This window comes from Flavihumibacter petaseus NBRC 106054, from assembly GCF_000974785.1.
GTDB lineage: Bacteria > Bacteroidota > Bacteroidia > Chitinophagales > Chitinophagaceae > Flavihumibacter > Flavihumibacter petaseus.
Map to the genome: position 1 here is coordinate 752522 of NZ_BBWV01000003.1, position 21174 is coordinate 773695.

Below are 21174 nucleotides of genomic sequence, written 5' to 3' on the forward strand. Positions count from 1 at the left end.
CCCCCGTAATATGCCACTGCTCCGCTTAGTCCTGACCTGTGCCGCAGTTCTGTTGATATCAACAGGCACACAGGCACAAAAGAAAATTTCTGAAAAAGAATTGGGTTACCTGTCCAGGGGGTTGAAAGAAACACCTCTGCTCCTGGATGCCGACGGTGATTTCAAAGCATCCGGTTCTGACAAATGGAATACAGAAAGTGCTGTGATCATCTGCCAGAAGACCACTTTTGATTTTGATAAGAAGGGAGTGAGTGTGGGCAAGCGGATCGGCAGGAATATTGTTGGGCTGTTGCTTGCTGTTCCTACACTGGGTACCTCCATATGGAGCGCCAACGCTCATAATGAGACCAGCATGCTGGTAGAAGAAAGGGAAAGAAGAAAGATCCTTCTGCGTGACAAATATGCGCTGGAGAATTTCTCCGTTTTGTATTTCCGGTTATCCAGGGAAGGCGACATTTTCGCGGCGAGAGTGATCAAGAAAGACGGATCAGCGAAACCAGTTTCGCTGACTGAGGCAATTCATCTCGATGACTCCAGGTCAGTACCATCGATGTTCAGGAGTTATACGGAGAAGCCAGCGGGGCTTTATTACCGTCCGGATTATTATAAAATAGCCGTACCTGACCTGGAGGAAGGCGATGTGATCGAATATGAGTTCCTGCATCTCAACAACCGGGAGTACCTGAATAATCCGAGTTATAAGGAATTCGATCCTGTTTATTACCTATGCAACCGCGAGTTCCCCGTAGGGCGCCAGATCATTGAGGTAAAAACACAGGATGAGAACTATCATATCGGGTATAAGAGCCTGAAAGGAGCTCCCGATTTTCAGCCACAGGGTGCGGAAAACAACAAAGTGTACCGGTGGGATGATCGTGACCGCGATAAGTTGGTGGATACCCGTTATCTGAATGAGAAGATTGAATTGCCCAGCATTAAATTCCAGGTGATCTATACGCGGAACAGCAGTAAGAACTTTATCTGGTTCGCGGATGAGAATGCGATGAAACAAGATATTACACCAGCAGAACTTTCCGAAAAAGCGCGCACATTCTGGTTCTCACCAGGCAAGCTTCAGTCTGCCGGCGGTTATACAGATGGCCTGAAAGCCGGAATTAGTTCTACGGCGGACGATATTTACAGGCAATTGAAGAAAGCAGGCGTTACTGTAAGCAGTGGCGACGAATTTGCCCAGAAGGCATATTATTCGATCCGTGGCCTGAGCATGGAAAATAACTGGGATGACTATGCTTACGCAAAGGTTATGGCCAACCTGCTCGACCGTCAGAAACTTGATTATGAGATCGTGGCTACGACCAGGAACAACCAGACGGAGAGCGGTAAGGTTGCTTTCACCCAGGAAATTGCATGGGTTATCCTGTTTAACAAAAAATATTATGTGAATCCCGGAGATCACCTGAATCCGGAGGAAATACCGGCCTATCTCGCAGGCAATACCGCTGTAAAGTTTGGAAAAGATGCTAAATCAGGCGCGCTTCAATCCATCCAGATACCGGTTTCAGACACGGCATCCAATATTATATTGTCTGACATTAAATGCCTGCTGGATTCCAGCCAGGCCAACCTGCTGGTGGAAAAGGAAACTACTGCCAAAGGTTTCATGAAAGATGCGCTGATCGACGAGATTTTGATCTTTACGCCATTCATGGAAAATGACTACCGCAATTACGATGGAAACGACATGTGGAGAGGGCTGTCCGGCACTGCATTGGACAAGGCTACCGAAGCATTCGCGGAACGGAAAAAAGAGTGGAAGGAAGAAAAGCCGAAGCAGATGAAGGAAGTAACAGAAGATGAATACGGCAAGAAAGTGGAGAAGTATGAATTATTTAAACTTCAGAACGACGGCAGAAGCTTTAAAAAGAGAGTGCTGAAGTATAATGAAAAATTTCAATTGGGCGATATGACTGCGAGGGCCGGGCAGGATATCATATTGTCACTTCCCCAACTCATCGGCAGTCAGTACCGGCTTAAGGCAGAAGAAAGAAACCGAACCTATCCCATAGATCTGGGTGCACCCAGGGGCTTGTACTGGAATATCGCCTTCCAGGTGCCGGCCGGATACAAGGCTATCGGATGGGAAAGTCTGCAGCAGTCTGTGGACAACGCTGCCGGAAACTTCAGGAGTACTGTGAAATATGAGAACAATAAGTTATACCTGTCGGTAGTGAAGAAATATAAAACGCGCAACCTGGCTGTGAAAGACTGGAGTCAACTGGTTGAAATCATAGATCAGGCATATAACTTTTCACAGGCCCGTGTCATTCTGACGAAGGAATAAACGCTAATTTAGCGAGGCCAAAAGGCCAATTATGCATTCCTTTGACGAGTTGTTGTTAGCGTTTTCAGAGCATTTCAAGCAATCCCATTTTCCTGCGGGAACGCCGACCCTGTATGGACCTGCCAACTATTTCCTGGAGATGGGCGGTAAACGCATCAGGCCGGTATGTGTGCTGATGGGCAATGAGCTTTTTGATACTATTCTACCGGACAGCTGGATGGTGGCGACGGCAATCGAATTGTTTCACAACTTCACGCTGATCCATGATGACATTATGGATAAAGCTCCGTTGCGAAGAGGCATGGAGACAGTACATACCCGTTATGGTGAGCCTACAGCATTATTATCGGGCGATGTGATGCTGGTGGCTGCTTATGACTACCTGAATAAAGTCAAGGCTCCATCCTTCCATAGAATCATCCGCATCTTCAACCAGACAGCCCGCCAGGTATGTGAGGGGCAGCAGCTGGATATGGATTTTGAGAAACTGGATAGGGTATCGCTGGAGGATTACCTGCAGATGATCACGTTGAAAACCTCCGTTTTACTGGCAGCCAGCCTGCAGTTGGGAGCTGTACTGGGTGGGGCAGGTGAAGGCAACCAGCAACATATCTACACTTTTGGAAAGCACCTGGGAATATCTTTTCAGATCCAGGATGATTACCTGGACGCGTTTGGTGATCCGGTCAGGTTTGGCAAGCAGGTAGGGGGCGACATACTATCCAACAAGAAAACTTTCCTCCTGATCCGTGCGCTTGAAACGGCAGACGCTGGTCAGCAGCAACAGCTCCGGGAATTACTGAAGAGTGATCCTCCTGACAAAGTGGAACAGGTATTGGAGATCTACAGGGCCTGTGGCGTGCACGAATGGGCGTTGGATCTGAAAACGCAATATTTACAGTCTGCCTTGCAGAATCTTGACGATATAGCTGTGGTCAGTAAGCGAAAAGCCCCATTGGAGGCGTTGGCACGGTTTCTCGTACAACGGGATTATTAATATTTATTTATCTTGACGCCTTAAACCAACTGCATGGCGAATTCGCTTTTCCGTAAAAAATCAATTGAAAAGATCATCAGGGATCATGAACAGGGACTGGCGGATGGTCATGGTGGTGAGATGAGAAAGGTGCTGACGGTTAGAGACCTGACTTTTATGGGCATTGCAGCAGTCATTGGTGCAGGAATCTTCTCTACCATCGGTTCAGCAGCTTTCGACGGCGGTCCGGGGGTGATTTTCCTTTTCCTGATCACCGCGGTGACCTGCGGGTTTACAGCTTTGTGTTATGCAGAATTTGCCTCACGCGTTCCGGTATCCGGCAGCGCTTATACTTATTCTTACGTTACGTTCGGCGAGTTGGTGGCCTGGATCCTGGGCTGGGCTTTGATCCTGGAATACAGCATTGGAAACATTGTGGTCGCAATCAGCTGGAGCAGCTATTTCAATAATATCCTGCACAATGTGTTTCACATTAATCTGCCGGCCTGGCTGACCACCGGTTACAGTACGGCCAGCCATGTGTACCAGGATGCACTGGCAGCAGGAAAGCCGGTAGACAACCTGCTCTTCACAACGGCGCCACGCTTTTTAGGTTATCCTTTTATCATCAACCTGCCGGCCTTTGCCATCGTATGCATCATTACCCTGCTGGCTTATATCGGGATCAAGGAAAGTAAAAATACCGCCAACTTTATGGTGGGGTTGAAAATCTGCGTGCTCATTTTTATAGCAGTTGTGGGCATCTGGGTCATTTTCAGCAATGACACCACCAGCAACTGGACACCATTTCTGCCCAATAGCATGAGTGGCGTACTGAAAGGCGTTTCTGCCGTCTTCTTTGCGTATATCGGGTTTGATGCCATCAGCACCACAGCGGAAGAATGTGCCAACCCGCAACGTGATATGCCAAGGGGTATGATCAATTCCCTGATCTTGTGTACGCTGATCTATGTGGTCACAACACTTGTCATCACGGGAATGGTGAACTATAAAGAGTTTGAAGGCGTTACCGATCCGCTTGCATTTGTTTTTGATAAGATCAATATGCATAAAGTGGGCACTTTTATTTCCATTTCTGCGGTGGTTGCAGCCACCAGTGTAATGCTTGTTTTCCAGATCGGGCAACCAAGGATCTGGATGAGTATGAGTCGTGACGGGTTGCTGCCCAAATCCTTTTCCCGCATTCATCCCAAATTTCAAACGCCCTCTTTCGCTACGATCATTACCGGTTTTGTAGTAGGAATTCCGGTATTGTTTGCCGATGATAAGCTGATGACTGATCTTACCAGCATCGGAACCCTGTTTGCTTTCGTGCTGGTTTGCGGAGGTGTGTTGTTGCTTCCCAGGCTGGAGAAGATACCCGGTAAATTCAGGCTTCCGTATATCAACGGCCAATGGATTATTCCCGCCCTTGTCGTGCTGTTTACCATACTCTTCAGTGGTCGTATTGCCGATGCGGCCAGCCAGATCGGTACCGAAGGCTACCAGGAAATCCTGTTCCTTGTTTTCATGGTCGTCGCCTGGGTAATCGGCGTGATGTCTTTTATCCGGAAATACTCACTGATTCCGGTACTTGGCATGTTATGTTGCCTCTACCTGATGATTGAAATCCCCGCAAAAAGCTGGTTGGTATTTTTCGGCTGGATGGTGGTCGGCCTTGCTATTTATTTCGGCTATAGCTACAGGAGAAGCCGTCTGGCGTAGTCGTCTTATCTTTGCCGGATGAAATTTGAAGTTGGCGACAAGGTTGTGGTCAGGATTACCAATGAGGATGGCGAAGTGGTGGAGATCCTGAGCGATAAGATGGTGATGGTGGATGTGCGGGGCGTACGGTTTCCTGCCTACACCGACCAGCTGGATTTTCCTTATTTCAAACGGTTTTCACAGAAGAAAGTAATGCCGGAAAAGCCTGCTGCTCCCAAAACCTATATTGACCAGGTTCCGAAAGAAAAGATTAAAGACCTTCCCCGTAAAGCACCGAATGGCGTATGGCTCACCTTCATTCCCAGTTATGAAACCGATGAATTCGGCGATGACATCGTAACACAATTAAAGATCCATCTCCACAATCAGAATAATGAAGGATATGGTTTCCGCTACCAGTTGAAATATTTCGGCAACACAGATTTTGAGTTGAAGAACGAAGTGTTGGCATTTCAGGATTTTTATATGCATGACATCCCGTTTTCCCACCTGAATGATAGTCCCGCATGGTATTTTGAATTCTCCCTTTTGCAGGCTGATAAAAAGAAGGCGCCCTATTTTGAGGCTTCTTTGAAATTGAAACCAAAACAGGTATTCCAGAAAGTGCAGGAGATCCAGGCAAAGGGCGAGCCCTTTTTCAGCTACCAGTTGTTTAAACAATATCCTGATAAAGTGGAAGAGGATACGGTAGAGCTGGGCAGACTGGCTGCAGCTGGATTTAAAATTTACGATGCTTCGAAAGCAAGGCAACACCTGCCACCGGCGCGGACGGTGGTAGATCTTCATATCGAGAAACTGACTGACGCCTGGAAAGACATGAGCAACCAGGAAATCCTGCAGTTACAGGTAGAAACTTTTGAGAAATATTACGAGTTGGCGCTGGCGCACCGGCAGCCCATGCTGACGATTATTCATGGTGTGGGGTCCGGAAGGTTGCGTGACGAGGTACATGATATATTGCGGCACCGGAAACCAGTGAAGTCTTTTGTAAACCAGTACGATCCACGATACGGGTACGGTGCCACCGAAATTTATTTTAATACCTGATCGTAAATTAATCGCCTTTCCTGGAATCAGTACCGGTATCTACCGTTTTCCAGAAGAGAAGGCGGCTGAAATAGCTGTCAGTACCGTAAGCTTATACCTGCAGGCTCATCCGGACAATGAAATCCGGGAGATTTTCTTCGTCTGTTTCGACGAAGAGAGCCTTGGCTGTTATACCAGCGATTTGGAGAATTCTTAAAAAAAATTTGCATAACTAAATAATTAGTTGTTAGTTCGTATAACTAATTACTTAGTCATGGAGATGAAGCTCACGCGTTCTGAGGAAGAAATCATGCAGGTATTGTGGGAACTCGAACAGGGATTCCTGAAAGACATCATTGACCGGATGCCTTCTCCCAAACCCCATTCCAATACTGTTGCAACCCTGCTCAAGATCCTTGTCGAGAAAGGTTTTGTACGGTATTCAGTACATGGCAGGAATAACCTTTATGAGCCTGTGATCACCAAAACCGCTTATGGGCGCAAATCTGTTCAGCAGGTACTCAAAGGTTATTTCGATGGATCTGCGGCAAACCTGGTGTCACAATTCCTCCGGGAAGACAAGCTCAGTATTGAAGAAATGGAAACCCTCCTGAAAACAATCAAATCAGCTAAAAAGAAGTGATATGACTGTTATCCCGATGTTGTACAAGATGATCCTGGGGTCGGGCATATTCCTGGGATATTACTGGCTTTTCTTACGCAATCGCCGGCATCATCAGTTTAACCGGTTTTTTTTGCTGGCTGCTGTACTGGTAAGCCTGGCGCTACCTTTTGTGCATATTGAAATTCCCGTTGCCGTCAGGGCGCCAATGCGCGTATGGGTACCCGGAGAGCTGCCGGTTACGGTAGGCGAGTGGCAAGAAGCGGAACTGTCTCCTGGCGGTGTGCCGGTATCGGCTTTCCGGTGGGACATGGTATGGCCATTGATTTATTTCGGGGGCCTTGTGCTGGGGATGTGGCGATTCGGAAGATCGGCAATCCGGTTGGAAAAAACGCGGCAACTGGCTGTTCGCCGGGAGTTCAATGGCCAGCAGCTGATGCTGACCAATGATCCGGTGGCACCCTGCACGTTCCTGAACAATCTGTTCTGGCCAATGGAACTCGAGCCTGCTTCAGAAGAGGGGCAGCTGATCCTGCGGCACGAGCGCTATCACCTGCAACAGCGGCATGGCATTGATATCCTGCTGATGGAACTGGTATGCACCTTCGCGTGGTTTAATCCATTTGTACACCTGATCAATAAAGAGTTGAAAACAGTGCATGAATTTGCTGCAGACGCTGCAGCAACACCGGCCGACGAAGCGCTGCGTTATGCCGAGTTGCTGCTGGAACAGCAGATTTCCCGAAAACAGCATTTGTTGATACTCCCTTTTTCCCATCCACCATTAAAAAGAAGAATCCTTATGTTAATTCAAACTTCAAAGAAGCATAATACTTTGTTTCGCTGGCTGGCCCTTCCTGTGGCTGCCATCATATTCTGTGCATTGGCATTTCGTCCCGGCCGCACGGTGATACAGCCAACTGACCAGGTACATGCCCGCCTGGGTTACTATGCCAACCCTTTCTTATTCGGTCAGGAATTTTCGTCTCCGGTAAAAAGCCGTACCATAGTGATAGATGCAGGGCACGGCGGTATTGATCCGGGAGCGATGGAAGCAGGGATCAGCGAAAAGGACCTGAATCTCAGCCTGGCAAAGGATATTGCAAGACTGGCTTCCGAATATAAGGTTGACATCGAACTGACCAGAACCAGTGATGCATTGCCGGGTAGCGACGATCCCAAAGAATCTTTGCGTTACAGGATGAAAATGTACCAGGATGCAGCGCTGTTTGTTGCCTTGCATGTCGGTGCCGGAAGTGCTGTAGCAAAGGGAGAAGTAATCATTCCGCCGGATTCGTTGGGAAAGGACATTGTTTCGGCTTCCAGGAGAAGCGGAAGCATGATCGCGAAGGCATTGGAACCTCATATTTCCATGAATCAGCAACTGAAACAGGTCAGGCGATCAGTTTATGTGTTGAATCAGACAAAGGTGCCGGCCGTATTGATCGAATGCGGTAATATGAGTCTCACTGCAGACAGGGAGGCTTTGAATGATCCGGTTCGGCGCGAAGCGATCGCCCGGGCGATCCTGACTGCCCTGCAACAATACCTGGAAAGCGGGTGCTGATTTAAGCTATCTTTGTATGCTTCCCTCCGGGCTATCGCGGTACGGCAACGTAACGAGGAAAGTCCGGACAGCACAGGGCAATACACCGGCTAACGGCCGGGGGGCGGAGTTCCGTCAACAGAAAGTGCCACAGAAAATAACTACCCTTTCGGGAAAAGGTGAAAACGTAGTGTAAGAGACTACGGCTTGCTGCAGTAATGCAGCTCGTGGGTAAACCTTGTATGCTGAAATGCCATGTATACCGGTGGTTGAGAGCGGCCCGCTCAATGATTCTTCGGAATCAACGCCGGAGGGTAGGCAGATAGATCACGGCAGTAATGCCGTGGCCAGATAAATGATAGCCACTGCGCAGGCAGTACAGAATCCGGCTTACAGGAGGGAAGTTTTTTATTTTTTCAATTGCAGTTCAAACGGCAACACCGCCATTTCTTTTCCATTCAGTATGAGCGCAACGCGGTGTGTACCGGGGTAATATTTCCGGGTCGTGATCGGTTTCAGGTCATGTGACTTTTGCAGGGTCAATGAAGTTTTACCTTCCACTACCCGTTCCGAGATCTTAAAAACCTTACGGTAATGACGACCGTTTTTGTGCCGGAAGAATATCGCATACTCCATCCTGAACAGCCGTGCTGACGCTGCAAGGTTCTCCACGGAGAATTCCATTTGCAACCGGTCACCTACCCTGAGCCGCCCGGCTTTGATCCGGAAACTGGGAACTGCGATTCGTGTTGGGGATAGTCCGTAGTGGGCAAGTGCTGCCCTATGACCCTGCTTCAGGAGACTTCGGCAGCCATGTTTGATAATGTTGTTGGTTTCTGCACTGAGATCTTTCCAGTTTGCGGCGATCTCCATTACTATTTCCGGATGGTCTTTGGCGATATCATTGAGGTTATTGGCAACACTGCGGCGAACATATTCGGAGCTGTCCTGCTTCAGGTTTTCAAGAATGTTTATTACCGGTGAGGGATCTTTTTTCAGATCAGGAAGTGCCATCGCCCAGGGAAGCCTGGGGCGGCATCCTTCGCTGGCCAGCCTGCGTACATGGTGATTGGGGTGCTTTGACCACCAGGTAAGTTTCTGGAAAACCTTTTCGGGAAATCGTTTGATGAAGGGCCGGATGGCAAATTCACAACTGGTATAGGGTGTGATGATCTCAAAAGCCCGCAGGGCGGCATCGGGGTGATCAAGTCCGTACTGTTCAATGTAATCCGGAAGGAACATGAATTCCAGGGCAGCGCCAAAGAAAGACGCATCCTGCAGGCCAGTTACTAGTGCTTCCAGTTCCAGTGCCGCTGATTCAAAATTATCGGGAAGAAACTGGTGCAGTACTGTTGCAGTATGCCGCATGCGTTGTTTAAGCGCCATATCCTGCCATTCAGGAGTAAAAAGGGACCTGCGGAACTGTTCCGGTTGTAATAGTGGAACTGCAGTCGGAGCTATTCCGAGGAAACGATCATAAAACGCGGGAGAATACAGGTCTTTGAGCAGTGTAGCCATGTCAGCAACTTTTTTTAAAGGTACCGGCACGTGATGTCAACCCTATGTCAGCAGGATCAATAATCGTTTTTACCGATCTTTCGCCTGCCGGCTTTTTTTTCTGCCAGCTGCTTCTTGGATTCCGTACGGCGTGCAAGCGCTGCCTTTGATGGCTTTGTGGCAATCCGGGCTTTTTTAGGCACCAGTGCCTGGTTCACCAGCACATTCATTTTTCGGATCACGGATGCCTTGTTACCCAATTGGGTTCTTTCCGTTTGTGATTTCACCAGTAGTATGGTACCGCCAACGAGCCGGTTATGCAAAGCGTGCAGCAGTTTTTCTTTTACAACTGTGTTTACGAGCGCTGATGCGGCGATATCCCAACGCCCTTCCACCATCGTCTCCACTTTATTGACGTTTTGGCCGCCACTGCCACCACTACGGGCAGTCTGGAATATGATTTCTTCACTGATATCGAGCCGTTCCATACCGAATCTTCCTTTTACTTACAATTTTATGGCCATGCCGGTCAGTACGGCAATGCTGATACTCAGCAACGTTCCTACCACCAGGTATTCAGTTTTGATTTCCTGGCGGTCTTTTTCGTTGAACCTGATGATGCCTTTTGCCGCTACCAGCAGTCCGATCGCCGAATATTGACCCAGCAATACGAATATGAGAATGATGGTTCTTTCCGCAAATCCGATCCATCTGCCTGCATTGGCAAGACTTTCTGTTTCAGATGGAGCAGCCACTGCGATCTTGTCGCGCCATTGGCGGGTCAGCTGACCGATGAGCATTCCTGCAGGGCTGGTAAGAAAGATAAAAGCCGTTATCGTTTTCCATATGTCCGGTCGCTGTTGCAGGGAACTGAGCCATTGCAGTGCCATATCGGCTGAACCAAATCGCAGCCACCAGCAGAGGGTGATCATCAACAGGTGCAAGAGCTGATCGGCAACGAGGTAAATTGTCGTGACCGGGCGGTAGGATTTCCATCCATCGATCAGCACATGCGTAACCATGATGAAAACCGCAACAGGCCAGTCAGAAAACCCGACTGCAAGTAATGCAAGTATGCCGATGATCAGTCCATGCAGATAAAGTGAGCCGGCTGCAAAATGTTTTTGATAACGCTGATCCCGCCAGCGTTGCGGCTGAAGTATAAAATCGCTCAGCAAATGGGCGAGCAGCAGTTTTGTAAGCCAGACGGTTTCGCTGATCATAGGATATGTTTGACAATTTCCCTGTAATGATACAATATCCTTTCCGTTTCATACCATTTGCCCGAAACTACATACTGGTGAACGGTGCTTTTCGATTTTTTAAGTGTTGCAGCTGCTTCCAGCTGGGTAGCACCCGTAAACATCAACTGGTAAAGTCTAGCCTGGTTGACGGTCAGTTGAGCAAATACTGCGTCAGCATAGTCTGCAACCACGGCAAGCGCTGTCGAAGCAAGCGGGTTGGATACTGTTATGCTTAGCCGTTTGTCTGACTTTTCCAGTGCGTCAAAGGCCCTTCCGGAAAGCAGGAATGCTTCTCCTGATGCGGCGCCAAGTTTGGAAACCGGAAGGGGGCTTTTTCCGATACCAATGCTGAGCCGGATGTCTGTGTGTTTTTCATCGTCTTTTGGACTGAAGGCGATAGCCAGGCTGCGGCATTGAAGTCCAATGGTAAGGGCTTCAGCTGGATCGGGTACCAATACCTGGAAGCTGTCGCCACGGTAAAATTCATACTGGTAGGGAAGCAGCAATGCTTCCAGTTGATGGTTCAGCTGCTTTGCCTGCTTTTTGGGTAAAGCAGTAGAATTAACGATATCCGCCGTTATTACGGCTACCGTGGTTGTAGACATAGGCCTCCTTATAGCCTAAAGTTAGGTATTTTAGTTCAGTTCGTATAATTGTACGGATTTTGGCTAAGTTCGTATAATTGTACGAATCACCTATTTATTCGTATGAAAATACGAACTGATGAGTGCGGCGGCTTCCATCATCCACGCGAGGCCGATATGTACCACAATGCCACCCAGGATGGATCTTGAATAGCAGGCAATTACGCCCAGGATAATTCCGCCAAAAAAAGAGGAGATACATTCCAGCATCGGTTTGCCAAAATGTATGGAACAATAAAAGACTGCCATCGGCAGCACGGCAACCGGTCCGGCTATCCGGCAGAGCATTACAATCAGGAAACCACGGAAAAACAGTTCAATGGTCAGGAAGTCGGAAGCATAGGCCAGTTCATATACTCCCTGTTGCAGTGCCGAGGGACCGCTGGGAGCCAGAAAGCCCAATACCCTTAGCTTGGGATATGCCTGCAGGAAAGAGGATTGTGTTGCCGCAAAAGCAACCAGGGGGATCATCGCCAGCAACAAAACAGCATAAGGTCTCCAGTCGAAATAATCCGTTGTAAGTCCAAGTCCGGCTGCAGCCCCCCGGAAACCGGAAAGAAATGCATAAGCGATAAAAATCAGGCAGCTTGTAAATATCAGCCTGACCGGCCAGTCGCTGACAATAGCCAGGTATCGGCCACGATCTCCGCCGATGGCATTACGGATAAGATCCTGCCACCCTCCGGCTGTTACCTTGAGGGCAAAAATTGCAGGTGCCAGAATGACCACGGCCAGAACGGTTACAGGGATGTTTTCTGCTTTGCGGAAAAATGTCAGGAACAGCAGCCACGGCAGGCCGTAAGACACAAGGTACAGCGCATAAAAAGCAAAGAATCGCAAAGGCCTCGGGCCGATGCAGCTGATCCACCTGGTTTCGATGCCCCACCGGTAATTGGCAAAGACCAATACAGCTGCGAGCAGCGTGCAGCAAATAAAAAAACCGCGATGGATAGCCTGGAGAAAATCCTGGAAATAGGAAAAGATGGCCTGCATAGCACTGCCTTAGTTTCGGAAAGCAATCTGCATCTGGTCGAAGAGATCGCTCTTCACCATTTTCGCAGCGAGTTTCAGCATATTCTTGAAAGCGGGTGCGCGCGAAATACCATGACCGATAATGACTGGCTTGTTGATACCGAGAACCGGAGTACCACCGTAATGTTCAAAATTAAAACGGTCGAGATATTCATGCCGGATAGAATGCCGGTGAGTCATCTCGTAGAAGGATTCCGCAAGCTTCAGGATAATGTTGCCGGTAAAGCCTTCGCAAACCATCACATCAGCTTTGTCAGCAAGTACATCACGTCCTTCAACATTTCCAATAAAATGGATACGGTTGTTTTCTTTCAGCAGGGGGTAGGAGGCCTGCGCGAGAATGTTGCCCTTTCCTTCTTCCTCTCCGATATTGATCAGGCCTACACGCGGTTGCTGTATTCCGAGGATATGCCTGGCATAAAGGGAACCGAGCACGGCGAACTGGTTGAGGTGTTCAGGCTTGCAGTCGGCATTCAGGCCAACATCCAGCAGGAGTCCGGTCCGGCCGTCTTCCCTGGGAATAATGGTACTGATGGTCGGGCGCATCACCCCTTCAATAGTCTTCAGACTATAATGTGCTCCCACCAGCATGGCTCCTGTATTGCCGGCACTGATGAAAGCATCGATCTTTCCCTGCGAAAGCAGGTAAAAGCCAACCGCAATGGAAGATTGTTGTTTTTCCTTGAGCGCTTTGGTAGGATGTTCGTGCATGCCGATGACTTCAGGTGCATGCACTACCCTGATCCGGTCTTCCGGAATCATGTGGGTAGCCAACAATGGACGAAGTATCGCTTCGTCTCCCAGCAGGAAAATATTTGCCGGAGCTCCCGGTTCAGACAAGTACAACTGAAGACCCTTCACCGCTTCAAGCGGTGCAAAGTCTCCACCCATCATGTCCAGACCGATAGTCATCTCCGGCAAACTATACGATTGTTCAGGTGATTATTTCTTGATGGGGGATTGCTCCGCTACCACTTTACCTTTGTAGAACAACTTTCCTTCGCTCACGTGAGCACGGTGGCGTACGTGCAGTTCACCGGTAGTGCTGTCAGTACTCAGCGTAGCAGCTGCTGCTTTGTAATGGGTCCTTCTCTTGGCACTCCGTTGCTGTGAATGTCTGCGTTTCGGATTTGGCATCTGTCAACAGTTTATAAAATATAAAAATCAATTATCAAGATTCCGGAACTTTTCCAGACCCTTCCATAAAGGATTGCTCTGGTTGTTTTCCTGTTCACCTTCCTTTTTCTCACCCTTTCCCAGGTTCCTCAGTAACTCCAGTGCTTCCTGGTTACAGTAGGGTTGTCCGATCATTTCCTCCGCACACATCTTCTGCATGGGAATGCTCAGTACCACAAACTCATAAATCCAGTCCGCCACATGAAGATGACTCTCTCCCCGTGATAAATAATACACATCCGGATCGTCTTCCTGCCCATTCATCTCTTCAGGATTCTCCACCAGTTTAACCACGATGTTGAATTCATCCCAAAGGTCCCAGGGCAAATTCGGGCTGCCACAACGATCACAAAGTACTTCGACCCTGCCCCCGATCTCAAATTTCAGGAGCATAAAGCCATTCTTCTTATCCAATGTCAGCTTCACTGTAGCTGAAACATTGTGAAAATCCTGTTCGTTGTACGGCTCGAAAAAACGGTCCGTAATGGAATATGTAAACTCATGAATCCCAGGCTTCAACCCCACAAAAGCGATATCATATTCCCGTCTGCTGCTCATGAGTACCTTTTTTAAAGGTGGGCAAAGGTAGTAAAAAAATCTTGATAGAAGCCTTTTTTTTGCCCCAAACCCGTAATTTCGGGGCCTTAATCAAAAGTACGCATTCACAGGCATGAATCATCTTCTAAAGATATTCGGAGCTTATCTGGCCTATCTGCGGTCAGCCTGTGCCAACGTTCCCTGACCATTTTTCACCCCGGATACTTCGGGCAATACCGCCTTGTTTATTGTTTTCCGTGCTTTCGGCATGCCGCCGGAACATGACTCATCTTATAATATTTTTTTCGGAATGAAAAATGTAGCTGTTATCGGGCTGGGTAAAGTTGGCTCCCTCGTGGGAACGCTGCTCAGCGACTTGTTTACCGTAACCGGATTCGATCGTCAGCAACCTGCTGATAAACTTCCCTTCACCGTGAAAACCGGTTCTGTTCAGGATGAATCCGCCCTCCGCGAATTGCTTTCTGCCCAGGATGCGGTAGTATCCTGCCTTCCCTATAACCTGAACCTCCCGGTTGCCAGAATTGCCCATGAAGTGGGTATTCACTATTTCGACCTCACGGAAGACGTCCCCACCACTACCGCTATCCGTAAAATGGCGGAAACCTCCAAAGGTGTGATGGCTCCCCAGTGCGGACTCGCACCGGGATTCATCGGGATCGTTGGTGCTGACCTCTACAACAGGTTTACGAAACTGCGTGATGTAGAGCTCCGTGTTGGCGCGCTGCCACGTTTTCCCAATGGCCTCATGGGCTATTCCTTCACCTGGTCACCTGCCGGCGTGATCAATGAATACATCAATGACGCTGAGGTGATTCATAACGGCGAAAGGAAAATGGTGCCCTCCCTGGAAGGCATCGAAATGATCAATATCGAAGGCCAGGAATTTGAAGCATTCAGCACCAGCGGTGGCCTCGGCACCATGTGCGAAACACTGGCAGGAAAAGTGGATACGCTTAATTACAAGACCATGCGGTATCCCGGACATGCCCGGCTGATGCGCTTCCTGCTTTACGAACTGATCCTCAAGGAAAAGAGGGAACTGGTGGAACAGATTCTTACCGAGGCCAAACCTCCCGTCAGGGAAGATGTTGTATATGTATATGCAGTTGTGGAAGGATGGAAAAATGACCAGCTTTCACGCGAAGAATTTTACCAGGCATATCATCCTATCGACATCAACGGCAAGGAGTGGCGCGCCATCAGCTGGACAACCGCTGCATCCGTTGCGGCTGTTGTGGAAATGGTTGCCAACGGCACGCTGCCTTCCAAAGGATTCATCAAACAGGAGGAGATTTCCTTCGAAGCTTTTATGAAAACGAAAAACGGAGGTCTCTATGCCAACCACCACGTATAACAGAAAAGGCCTGGAATATGTGCTTGATGGATTGATGCGCCGGTACCAGGAAAGGGTACCTGATGTGATGGCAGTCATCAACGCGATGATCGGGGAAGACATAATTTCCCGTCCCGGTGATATCGAGAATGATCACATCGCCTTTCGTACGATGGGCGTTCCCCACCTGGGAATTGCATCGCTGGAAAAGATCTTCCAGCATTTTGGCTATAGCCGCCGCGATCCGTATTTCTTCCCGGAAAAGAAGCTGAATGCCTATTGGTATTCGCCTCCGGCCCCGGAATTTCCGCGGATCTTTATTTCCGAGCTTCGAGTACCGGACCTTTCACCCGCTGCCCAGGTTACCATCCGCAATTACACCGACACGGTAAAATCGGATCCCGTTGATGCACTCGACCTGGATCAGCCGGAGGCGGTGGATCAGTTCCTGCATAGCGCCCTCTGGCAAACCCCAACCCTGGCAGACTACCAGTCACTTTCCGCTGAATCGGAGTATGCCGCCTGGGTCATCTACAACCGGTATTACCTTAATCATTTTACCGTAAGTGTTCACAACCTTCCGGAAGGTTATGATACCATCGCTGGTTTCAACGCATTCCTCGAAAGGAAAGGATTCCGGTTAAATGATGCCGGTGGAAAAATCAAAACCAGTCCCGATGGAAAACTATCACAGTCTTCTACAGTTGCAGGAATGGTGACCGCCACTTTCGCCGGCGGAGAAACGCTGCCGATCGCAGGGTCATATGTAGAATTTGCAGAAAGAAAGGTATTGGACCAATTTTCTGATTTATCCAAAACAGCAATAAAACGGGAACACCGGCGGGAAGGCTTTGAAGCCGGTAATGCTGATAAGATTTTCGAAAGCACCTATAACACACAAACTCAAAGGCAGGGGTAATGAACCCGGCTATCTGACAGCAAGGGGAACGGGAAACCGTTCCCCATTTTATTGCCGCTGATTACAATTCATACAGTATTTTCAACAATTCATCCGGCTTTCGGCTGCTTCGTCGTGGCCTGTGTCGTCTCCGTAAAGAAAATTACTATATTAAATACAAAGGCTGGCACACATGATGGAGAGAATGGCACTAATGAAGTATTCCAAAAAGGAAGCGATCATCGGTTTCCTGCTGTTACCGCCCATAGCGGTAGTGGTCAATTTTTTGCTTTTTGGAAAACGATACACGGAAAGTCTCGGCGGATTCCTGCTCGCCACCCTCATCTCGCTGGCCACAATCTTCCTGGTTTATATCTCCTGCGGCATGATCGCGGCCATGCTGATCCATAAATATCCGCTCTATAGCCAGACGTTCAAACGGATCTGTATCGGCCTGCTCCTGTATATCACCGTGATGGTAGCCGGCATCAGCCTGCTTTTCTGGGGTTATGACTATGTCAGCTTCCTGGGCTACAGCATCAATATGGAACATTATTCCTGGGCATTGCTGGTCGGGATAACTGCCAATCTGCTGGCTACGAGTTTCAATGAAGGCGCCGCCTTTTACGAAAAATGGCGCTCCCTCGTGGACGAAGCGGAACAGCTGAAAAAAGAAAACCTCCAAAGCCAGCTGGAAGGCCTGAAAGGACAGGTAAATCCACATTTTCTCTTTAATTCACTGAATTCTCTGAGTTCCCTGATCAGCGAAGACCCGGCCAAAGCGGAAAAGTTCCTGGATGAAATGAGCAAGGTGTACCGTTATATGCTGCGGACCAATGAAGACGGCCTGACTACGCTGGACACTGAACTCCAGTTCATACAAAGTTATTTCCACCTGCTGAAAACACGCTATGGCGATGGCCTTGAAATGGAAGTCAGGATAGAGGACAGGCTGATGGTTTACCTGCTGCCGCCGCTCACCCTGCAGATGCTGGTGGAAAATGCCGTAAAACACAATATGATCCTCCGGGACAGCCCGCTTAAAATCGAGCTGATCACCACCAACAGCAACCGGCTCATTGTCAGCAATAACCTGCAGCGAAAGGACCGGATGGTCTATTCTACCAGGGTGGGACTAAACAATATCCGCAATAAATACCGGTTGATGAAAGGAGAGGAGATCATGATCCGGGATGACGGGAAGGAATTTGCCGTAGTAATTCCCCTGATTCAGCCTTAACCACCGTAGCTGATCCGGGCAGGCAAAAACCTTTGAAGAGCAGGGAAATAGCATTCCCGGCAATTCATGCAGGAAATACTGCAATTCATTGGAGAAGGAGTATTAAGGGCCGAAAGTCGAAATATCTTTGTATCGTACACCAACGTATAACCAGAAATATGAAAGTCCTGATTATCGAAGACGAAGACCTTGCCGTAAGAAAGTTGCAGAAAACCCTTCATTCGGTTGATGCCGGCGCCGAAGTGGTGGGCATTACCGACAGCATCCGGTCTTCTGTAAAATGGCTCGAAGAGAACCAGGCTCCCGACCTTATCCTGATGGATATTGAGCTGGCCGATGGCCAGAGCTTTGAGATCTTCGATAAAGTAGAAGTAAACAGCACGGTCATCTTCACCACTTCCTACGACGAATATGCGCTCAAAGCCTTCAAGGTAAACAGCGTCGATTACCTGCTGAAACCAGTCCAGAAAGAAGACCTGGAAGCAGCACTGGATAAGTTCAAAAGAATGAAACAACTGCTTGGTACAGCCGAAGGAAATGGTCATGGCCAGCTGAATGTCGACAGCCTGGTAAAAGAGCTTCAGCAACGGCTTCAACCCAAAGATTTCCGCAAGCGGTTCCTGGTTAAACAGGGACAAAAACTGGTGAGTGTGGAAGTGGAAGAAATCGCTTATTTCTACAGTGATGGCAGGGTCAATTTCTTCAAGACCAGTGACAACAGGAAGTTTATTGTAGACTACACCATGGATGAACTCGAAGAAATGCTGGATCCTGACCGCTTTTTCAGGATCAGCCGGTCCTTTTATGTTTCCATTGAAAGTGTTGAACAGATCCACGACTATTTTGGCAACAGGCTGTTGTTGAACCTGAAGCCAATGGTAGATAAGGAAGCCATTGTCAGCAGGGAAAAAGTGACTGACTTTAAAAAGTGGATGGGGAAGTAGGAGAAGTTTAGGCTTCGCCCACCGAAGCTTTAGCGTAGGTGGGAGGTTTGGGAGTTTGGGGTTTGGAAGTTGAGAATCCCGCGAGGGCAAACATATTGGCAAAAGTGCAACAGTGACGCTGTTGCACTTTTTTTTAGCGGAATTTAAGATTTCAGGTTTTGCGGAATTCGGGACTTTGTCTATCATTACTTCGGATTCGCAAAAACCTTATTCCTAACCGTTACCGGATGTCTTGTCCGGCCTGCCGTCTGTGAGTTAGGCGGCGAAGCATTCAAAATGACACATCAGGAATTATTGAAAAGGGTAGCGTGGAAGGATCTGAAAAAACTGACCATCAGGGAAATGCTGATCGAAAACAACCTGACCATCCCCTGGTTACTGACTTCCCTCACCCTTGCCTATTTTGGCTATTACTTACTGGCATTGCCGTTTTCTGCCTTTTTCTTCCTTACGGGATTGCGGCAGGTGCATAATGGATTTCATCAATCGCTCGGCACAAACCGGTTCCTGACCTGGCTGTCCCTTTACCTCAACAGCATTTTGATGATGGTGTCCATTCATGCTGTTAAATTCAATCACATTCGTCACCACAAATTCTGCTTGTCGGAAGAAGACTATGAAGGGAAATCTGCCGGGATGACCTGGTACGGCGCAATCCTGTATGGACCCATACACATGTTTCTGATCCACAAGATCACCTTTCAGCTGGGCAACAGCAAATATCGGCGCAATGTGCTGGCAGAACTGGTTTCAATTGCACTGTTTGCAGCCGCTGTGATTTATTTCAACATTCATTTCCTGATCTATCACATTATTGTGATGATTATTGGGGAATTCCTGATGGCTTTCTTTGCGGTATGGACCGTGCATCATGATACCCACGACAGGCCCGAAATAGCAAGAACACAGCGTACCGGCTGGAAAAACAAAGTCACATTTAGCATGTTCTATCACCTGGAACATCATCTTTTTCCTGCCGTGCCCACTATTAAGTTACCTGAACTTGCCAGAAGGATCGACGCAGCGTTGCCGGAAATAAACAAGAAAACTACTTTCTAAGGACTTGCATGAAAAAGATTGCCAGGTGGTTGTTCTTCGCGATCGGCATAGTATTGTTGCTTGGCTACCTGTTGCCGGAGCGGTTCGACATGCCGGTAGAGCATGCCGGCTTAAAAAGTTATGATCAGCAATCCTTCTGGTACTATCCATGGGGAGAATCGGGAACACACAAGGGGGTTGACATTTTTGCCAAAAAGGGTACCCGCGTGAATGCGGCCACTTCCGGACTCGTGTTGTATACCGGAAATATTCGGTTAGGGGGCAATGTGGTACTGGTTCTCGGGCCACACTGGAAATTTCACTACTATGCCCACCTGGATGGCACCTATACGTCGGGCTTCTGTTGGGTTCAACGTGGCAGCAAGATTGGAACAGTTGGCGATTCCGGAAATGCTAAAGGGAAACCGGCACATTTGCATTACACGATAAAATCGATCGTACCCCTGTTCTGGAAAATTGACCTTTCCAAACAGGGATGGAAAAAAATGTTTTACCTGAATCCTATTCCTTATCTGAACACAGCGGTGCAACAACCGCATGCCTGAACATGCCCTTCACGTTTTCTCACCCGGCCATCATCCTTCCGTTCACCGCATTACCCAAACGATGGTACTCCTTAACAGGCCTGGTAGCCGGAACTATCGCGCCGGATATGGAGTATTTCCTGCGCATGCGTGTGCTGAGCACCTTCAGCCATACCTTGCCAGGACTGTTCTGGTTTAATCTGCCTGTCGGGGTGTTGTTGACCATAATTTTCCACCAGATAATACGCGATACGCTTCTTGAAAATCTGCCTGTTGCCATACAGCGCAGGTCGATGATCTTTCAACAATTTGATTGGATGAAATACTTCAGGTCTGCTGCCCCCATAGTATTGTTGTCAGTATGGATAGGTGCCGGCAGCCATCTCTTCTGGGATAGTTTTACGCATGTGCATGGCTATTTTGTGGACAGGATTTCGGCTTTACAACAGGAAATAGCCATCAACGGATACTCAGTGCCTGTGTTTAAACTATTGCAACATGTCAGCAGCATGGTGGGTGGGCTGGTTCTGCTCGTGGCCTTCTGGCAATTGCGCCCGTCCACGCTGGCGAAACCAGCCATTACCGGTTCAGCATTCTGGTACTGGTATTTACTGATCAGCGGGCTGATCCTGGGGGCAAAAATTCTGGTTGATGGCGATGTTGAGGCCGATAGCCACCTATTGGTAGCCATCATGTCTGCCATGATCTTTTCGCTGATCCTGACGCCGATTTTACTGAAAACAAAGAATAAATACAGTCATGATACCAGGGCTTAGACAACGGTTCAGAAAAACAGGCCGATGGTTTGTTTTCCTCTTTATTTTACTG

Annotated in this window: 22 protein-coding genes and 1 other RNA gene; 15 read left to right on the top strand and 8 right to left on the bottom strand. The window is 48.5% G+C overall.

All coding sequences use genetic code 11. The features are described from left to right. The first annotated feature begins 10 nt into the window (after window positions 1-10). The 8 genes from FPE01S_RS18530 (at window position 11) to rnpB (ending at window position 8606) form a co-directional block, all read left to right on the top strand. A complete protein-coding gene (locus tag FPE01S_RS18530) occupies window positions 11-2302 on the top strand; it encodes a DUF3858 domain-containing protein (RefSeq protein ID WP_046370492.1) in 2292 nt (763 codons plus the stop codon). Window positions 2303-2333: 31 nt separating this feature from the next. Further along, entirely contained in the window at window positions 2334-3299 is a 966-nt protein-coding gene (locus FPE01S_RS18535; protein ID WP_046370493.1) for a polyprenyl synthetase family protein, read from the top strand. Between the two features lie 33 nt (window positions 3300-3332). Further along, window positions 3333-5003 carry an APC family permease gene (locus tag FPE01S_RS18540; protein WP_046370494.1) on the top strand — a complete coding sequence of 557 codons (1671 nt, stop codon included), beginning with the start codon at window positions 3333-3335 and terminating at the stop codon, window positions 5001-5003. Window positions 5004-5021: 18 nt separating this feature from the next. Further along, entirely contained in the window at window positions 5022-6050 is a 1029-nt protein-coding gene (locus FPE01S_RS18545; RefSeq protein ID WP_046370495.1) for a Smr/MutS family protein, read from the top strand. After that, entirely contained in the window at window positions 6022-6246 is a 225-nt protein-coding gene (locus FPE01S_RS26455; RefSeq protein ID WP_369403733.1) for a macro domain-containing protein, read from the top strand. The genes FPE01S_RS18545 and FPE01S_RS26455 overlap by 29 nt, the downstream gene beginning before the upstream one ends. Window positions 6247-6303: 57 nt before the next feature. After that, window positions 6304-6672, top strand: a complete 369-nt coding sequence (locus tag FPE01S_RS18550) for a BlaI/MecI/CopY family transcriptional regulator (RefSeq protein WP_046370496.1) — start codon at window positions 6304-6306, stop codon at window positions 6670-6672. A 1-nt stretch (window position 6673) separates the two neighbouring features. Further along, entirely contained in the window at window positions 6674-8218 is a 1545-nt protein-coding gene (locus FPE01S_RS18555; RefSeq protein ID WP_046370497.1) for an N-acetylmuramoyl-L-alanine amidase, read from the top strand. Between the two features lie 18 nt (window positions 8219-8236). Further along, window positions 8237-8606: RNase P RNA component class A (rnpB, locus tag FPE01S_RS25130), an RNA gene on the top strand. On the opposite strand, the gene FPE01S_RS18560 is transcribed toward rnpB, so the two are convergent. The 8 genes from FPE01S_RS18560 to FPE01S_RS18595 form a co-directional block, all read right to left on the bottom strand. Then, window positions 8606-9715, bottom strand: a complete 1110-nt coding sequence (locus tag FPE01S_RS18560) for a DNA alkylation repair protein (RefSeq protein ID WP_046370498.1) — start codon at window positions 9713-9715, stop codon at window positions 8606-8608. The genes rnpB and FPE01S_RS18560 overlap by 1 nt on opposite strands. Window positions 9716-9771: 56 nt before the next feature. Continuing rightward, window positions 9772-10182 carry an alternative ribosome rescue aminoacyl-tRNA hydrolase ArfB gene (gene arfB / locus FPE01S_RS18565; RefSeq protein WP_046370499.1) on the bottom strand — a complete coding sequence of 137 codons (411 nt, stop codon included), beginning with the start codon at window positions 10180-10182 and terminating at the stop codon, window positions 9772-9774. 18 nt (window positions 10183-10200) lie between these two features. After that, complete coding sequence (locus FPE01S_RS25085; protein ID WP_052955998.1) at window positions 10201-10917, bottom strand: DUF3307 domain-containing protein; 717 nt, start codon at window positions 10915-10917, stop codon at window positions 10201-10203. After that, window positions 10914-11543 carry a hypothetical protein gene (locus FPE01S_RS18575; RefSeq protein ID WP_046370500.1) on the bottom strand — a complete coding sequence of 210 codons (630 nt, stop codon included), beginning with the start codon at window positions 11541-11543 and terminating at the stop codon, window positions 10914-10916. Before FPE01S_RS18575 ends, FPE01S_RS25085 begins: the two co-directional genes overlap by 4 nt. Window positions 11544-11633: 90 nt before the next feature. Then, window positions 11634-12575: a CPBP family intramembrane glutamic endopeptidase gene (locus FPE01S_RS18580; protein ID WP_046370501.1), complete on the bottom strand. Its 942-nt coding sequence runs from the start codon at window positions 12573-12575 to the stop codon at window positions 11634-11636. Window positions 12576-12584: 9 nt separating this feature from the next. Further along, complete coding sequence (plsX, locus tag FPE01S_RS18585) at window positions 12585-13526, bottom strand: phosphate acyltransferase PlsX (RefSeq protein ID WP_046370502.1); 942 nt, start codon at window positions 13524-13526, stop codon at window positions 12585-12587. Between the two features lie 30 nt (window positions 13527-13556). Continuing rightward, entirely contained in the window at window positions 13557-13751 is a 195-nt protein-coding gene (rpmF, locus tag FPE01S_RS18590; protein WP_046370503.1) for a 50S ribosomal protein L32, read from the bottom strand. Window positions 13752-13778: 27 nt separating this feature from the next. Beyond that, window positions 13779-14348 carry a YceD family protein gene (locus FPE01S_RS18595; protein WP_046370504.1) on the bottom strand — a complete coding sequence of 190 codons (570 nt, stop codon included), beginning with the start codon at window positions 14346-14348 and terminating at the stop codon, window positions 13779-13781. Window positions 14349-14637: 289 nt separating this feature from the next. Here FPE01S_RS18595 and FPE01S_RS18600 point away from each other — a divergent pair, with 289 nt between their 5' ends. The 7 genes from FPE01S_RS18600 (at window position 14638) to FPE01S_RS18630 (ending at window position 21122) form a co-directional block, all read left to right on the top strand. Then, window positions 14638-15702, top strand: coding sequence for a saccharopine dehydrogenase family protein (locus tag FPE01S_RS18600; RefSeq protein ID WP_046370733.1), 1065 nt, complete (start codon window positions 14638-14640; stop codon window positions 15700-15702). Further along, window positions 15683-16600: a DUF1338 domain-containing protein gene (locus FPE01S_RS18605; RefSeq protein WP_046370505.1), complete on the top strand. Its 918-nt coding sequence runs from the start codon at window positions 15683-15685 to the stop codon at window positions 16598-16600. The genes FPE01S_RS18600 and FPE01S_RS18605 overlap by 20 nt, the downstream gene beginning before the upstream one ends. A 172-nt stretch (window positions 16601-16772) precedes the next feature. After that, a complete protein-coding gene (locus tag FPE01S_RS18610; RefSeq protein ID WP_083990323.1) occupies window positions 16773-17819 on the top strand; it encodes a sensor histidine kinase in 1047 nt (348 codons plus the stop codon). A 158-nt stretch (window positions 17820-17977) separates the two neighbouring features. Further along, window positions 17978-18763, top strand: coding sequence for a LytR/AlgR family response regulator transcription factor (locus tag FPE01S_RS18615; RefSeq protein WP_046370507.1), 786 nt, complete (start codon window positions 17978-17980; stop codon window positions 18761-18763). A 276-nt stretch (window positions 18764-19039) separates the two neighbouring features. After that, on the top strand, window positions 19040-19822 hold the full coding sequence (locus tag FPE01S_RS18620; RefSeq protein ID WP_046370508.1) for a fatty acid desaturase family protein: 783 nt from the start codon (window positions 19040-19042) through the stop codon (window positions 19820-19822). An 8-nt stretch (window positions 19823-19830) separates the two neighbouring features. Beyond that, on the top strand, window positions 19831-20367 hold the full coding sequence (locus FPE01S_RS18625; RefSeq protein WP_046370509.1) for a M23 family metallopeptidase: 537 nt from the start codon (window positions 19831-19833) through the stop codon (window positions 20365-20367). Window positions 20368-20369: 2 nt separating this feature from the next. Then, window positions 20370-21122 (top strand): DUF4184 family protein, encoded by a 753-nt coding sequence (locus tag FPE01S_RS18630; RefSeq protein ID WP_046370510.1) that lies wholly within the window; start codon window positions 20370-20372, stop codon window positions 21120-21122. The last annotated feature ends 52 nt before the right edge of the window (window positions 21123-21174 follow it).

Bases quoted from the DNA above. Each gene is read 5' to 3' on its own strand.
- rpmF (WP_046370503.1), bottom strand. From the start codon at position 13,751: ATGCCAAATCCGAAACGCAGACATTCACAGCAACGGAGTGCCAAGAGA.
- FPE01S_RS18555 (WP_046370497.1), top strand. From the start codon at position 6,674: ATGACTGTTATCCCGATGTTGTACAAGATGATCCTGGGGTCGGGCATA.
- FPE01S_RS18545 (WP_046370495.1), top strand. From the start codon at position 5,022: ATGAAATTTGAAGTTGGCGACAAGGTTGTGGTCAGGATTACCAATGAG.
- FPE01S_RS18540 (WP_046370494.1), top strand. From the start codon at position 3,333: ATGGCGAATTCGCTTTTCCGTAAAAAATCAATTGAAAAGATCATCAGG.
- FPE01S_RS18620 (WP_046370508.1), top strand. From the start codon at position 19,040: ATGACACATCAGGAATTATTGAAAAGGGTAGCGTGGAAGGATCTGAAA.
- FPE01S_RS18615 (WP_046370507.1), top strand. From the start codon at position 17,978: ATGAAAGTCCTGATTATCGAAGACGAAGACCTTGCCGTAAGAAAGTTG.
- FPE01S_RS18605 (WP_046370505.1), top strand. From the start codon at position 15,683: ATGCCAACCACCACGTATAACAGAAAAGGCCTGGAATATGTGCTTGAT.
- FPE01S_RS18530 (WP_046370492.1), top strand. From the start codon at position 11: ATGCCACTGCTCCGCTTAGTCCTGACCTGTGCCGCAGTTCTGTTGATA.
- FPE01S_RS18550 (WP_046370496.1), top strand. From the start codon at position 6,304: ATGGAGATGAAGCTCACGCGTTCTGAGGAAGAAATCATGCAGGTATTG.
- arfB (WP_046370499.1), bottom strand. From the start codon at position 10,182: ATGGAACGGCTCGATATCAGTGAAGAAATCATATTCCAGACTGCCCGT.
- FPE01S_RS18630 (WP_046370510.1), top strand. From the start codon at position 20,370: ATGCCCTTCACGTTTTCTCACCCGGCCATCATCCTTCCGTTCACCGCA.
- FPE01S_RS18595 (WP_046370504.1), bottom strand. From the start codon at position 14,348: ATGAGCAGCAGACGGGAATATGATATCGCTTTTGTGGGGTTGAAGCCT.
- FPE01S_RS18600 (WP_046370733.1), top strand. From the start codon at position 14,638: ATGAAAAATGTAGCTGTTATCGGGCTGGGTAAAGTTGGCTCCCTCGTG.
- FPE01S_RS18580 (WP_046370501.1), bottom strand. From the start codon at position 12,575: ATGCAGGCCATCTTTTCCTATTTCCAGGATTTTCTCCAGGCTATCCAT.
- FPE01S_RS18535 (WP_046370493.1), top strand. From the start codon at position 2,334: ATGCATTCCTTTGACGAGTTGTTGTTAGCGTTTTCAGAGCATTTCAAG.
- FPE01S_RS18575 (WP_046370500.1), bottom strand. From the start codon at position 11,543: ATGTCTACAACCACGGTAGCCGTAATAACGGCGGATATCGTTAATTCT.
- FPE01S_RS18610 (WP_083990323.1), top strand. From the start codon at position 16,773: ATGATGGAGAGAATGGCACTAATGAAGTATTCCAAAAAGGAAGCGATC.
- FPE01S_RS18560 (WP_046370498.1), bottom strand. From the start codon at position 9,715: ATGGCTACACTGCTCAAAGACCTGTATTCTCCCGCGTTTTATGATCGT.
- FPE01S_RS25085 (WP_052955998.1), bottom strand. From the start codon at position 10,917: ATGATCAGCGAAACCGTCTGGCTTACAAAACTGCTGCTCGCCCATTTG.
- FPE01S_RS18625 (WP_046370509.1), top strand. From the start codon at position 19,831: ATGAAAAAGATTGCCAGGTGGTTGTTCTTCGCGATCGGCATAGTATTG.
- plsX (WP_046370502.1), bottom strand. From the start codon at position 13,526: ATGACTATCGGTCTGGACATGATGGGTGGAGACTTTGCACCGCTTGAA.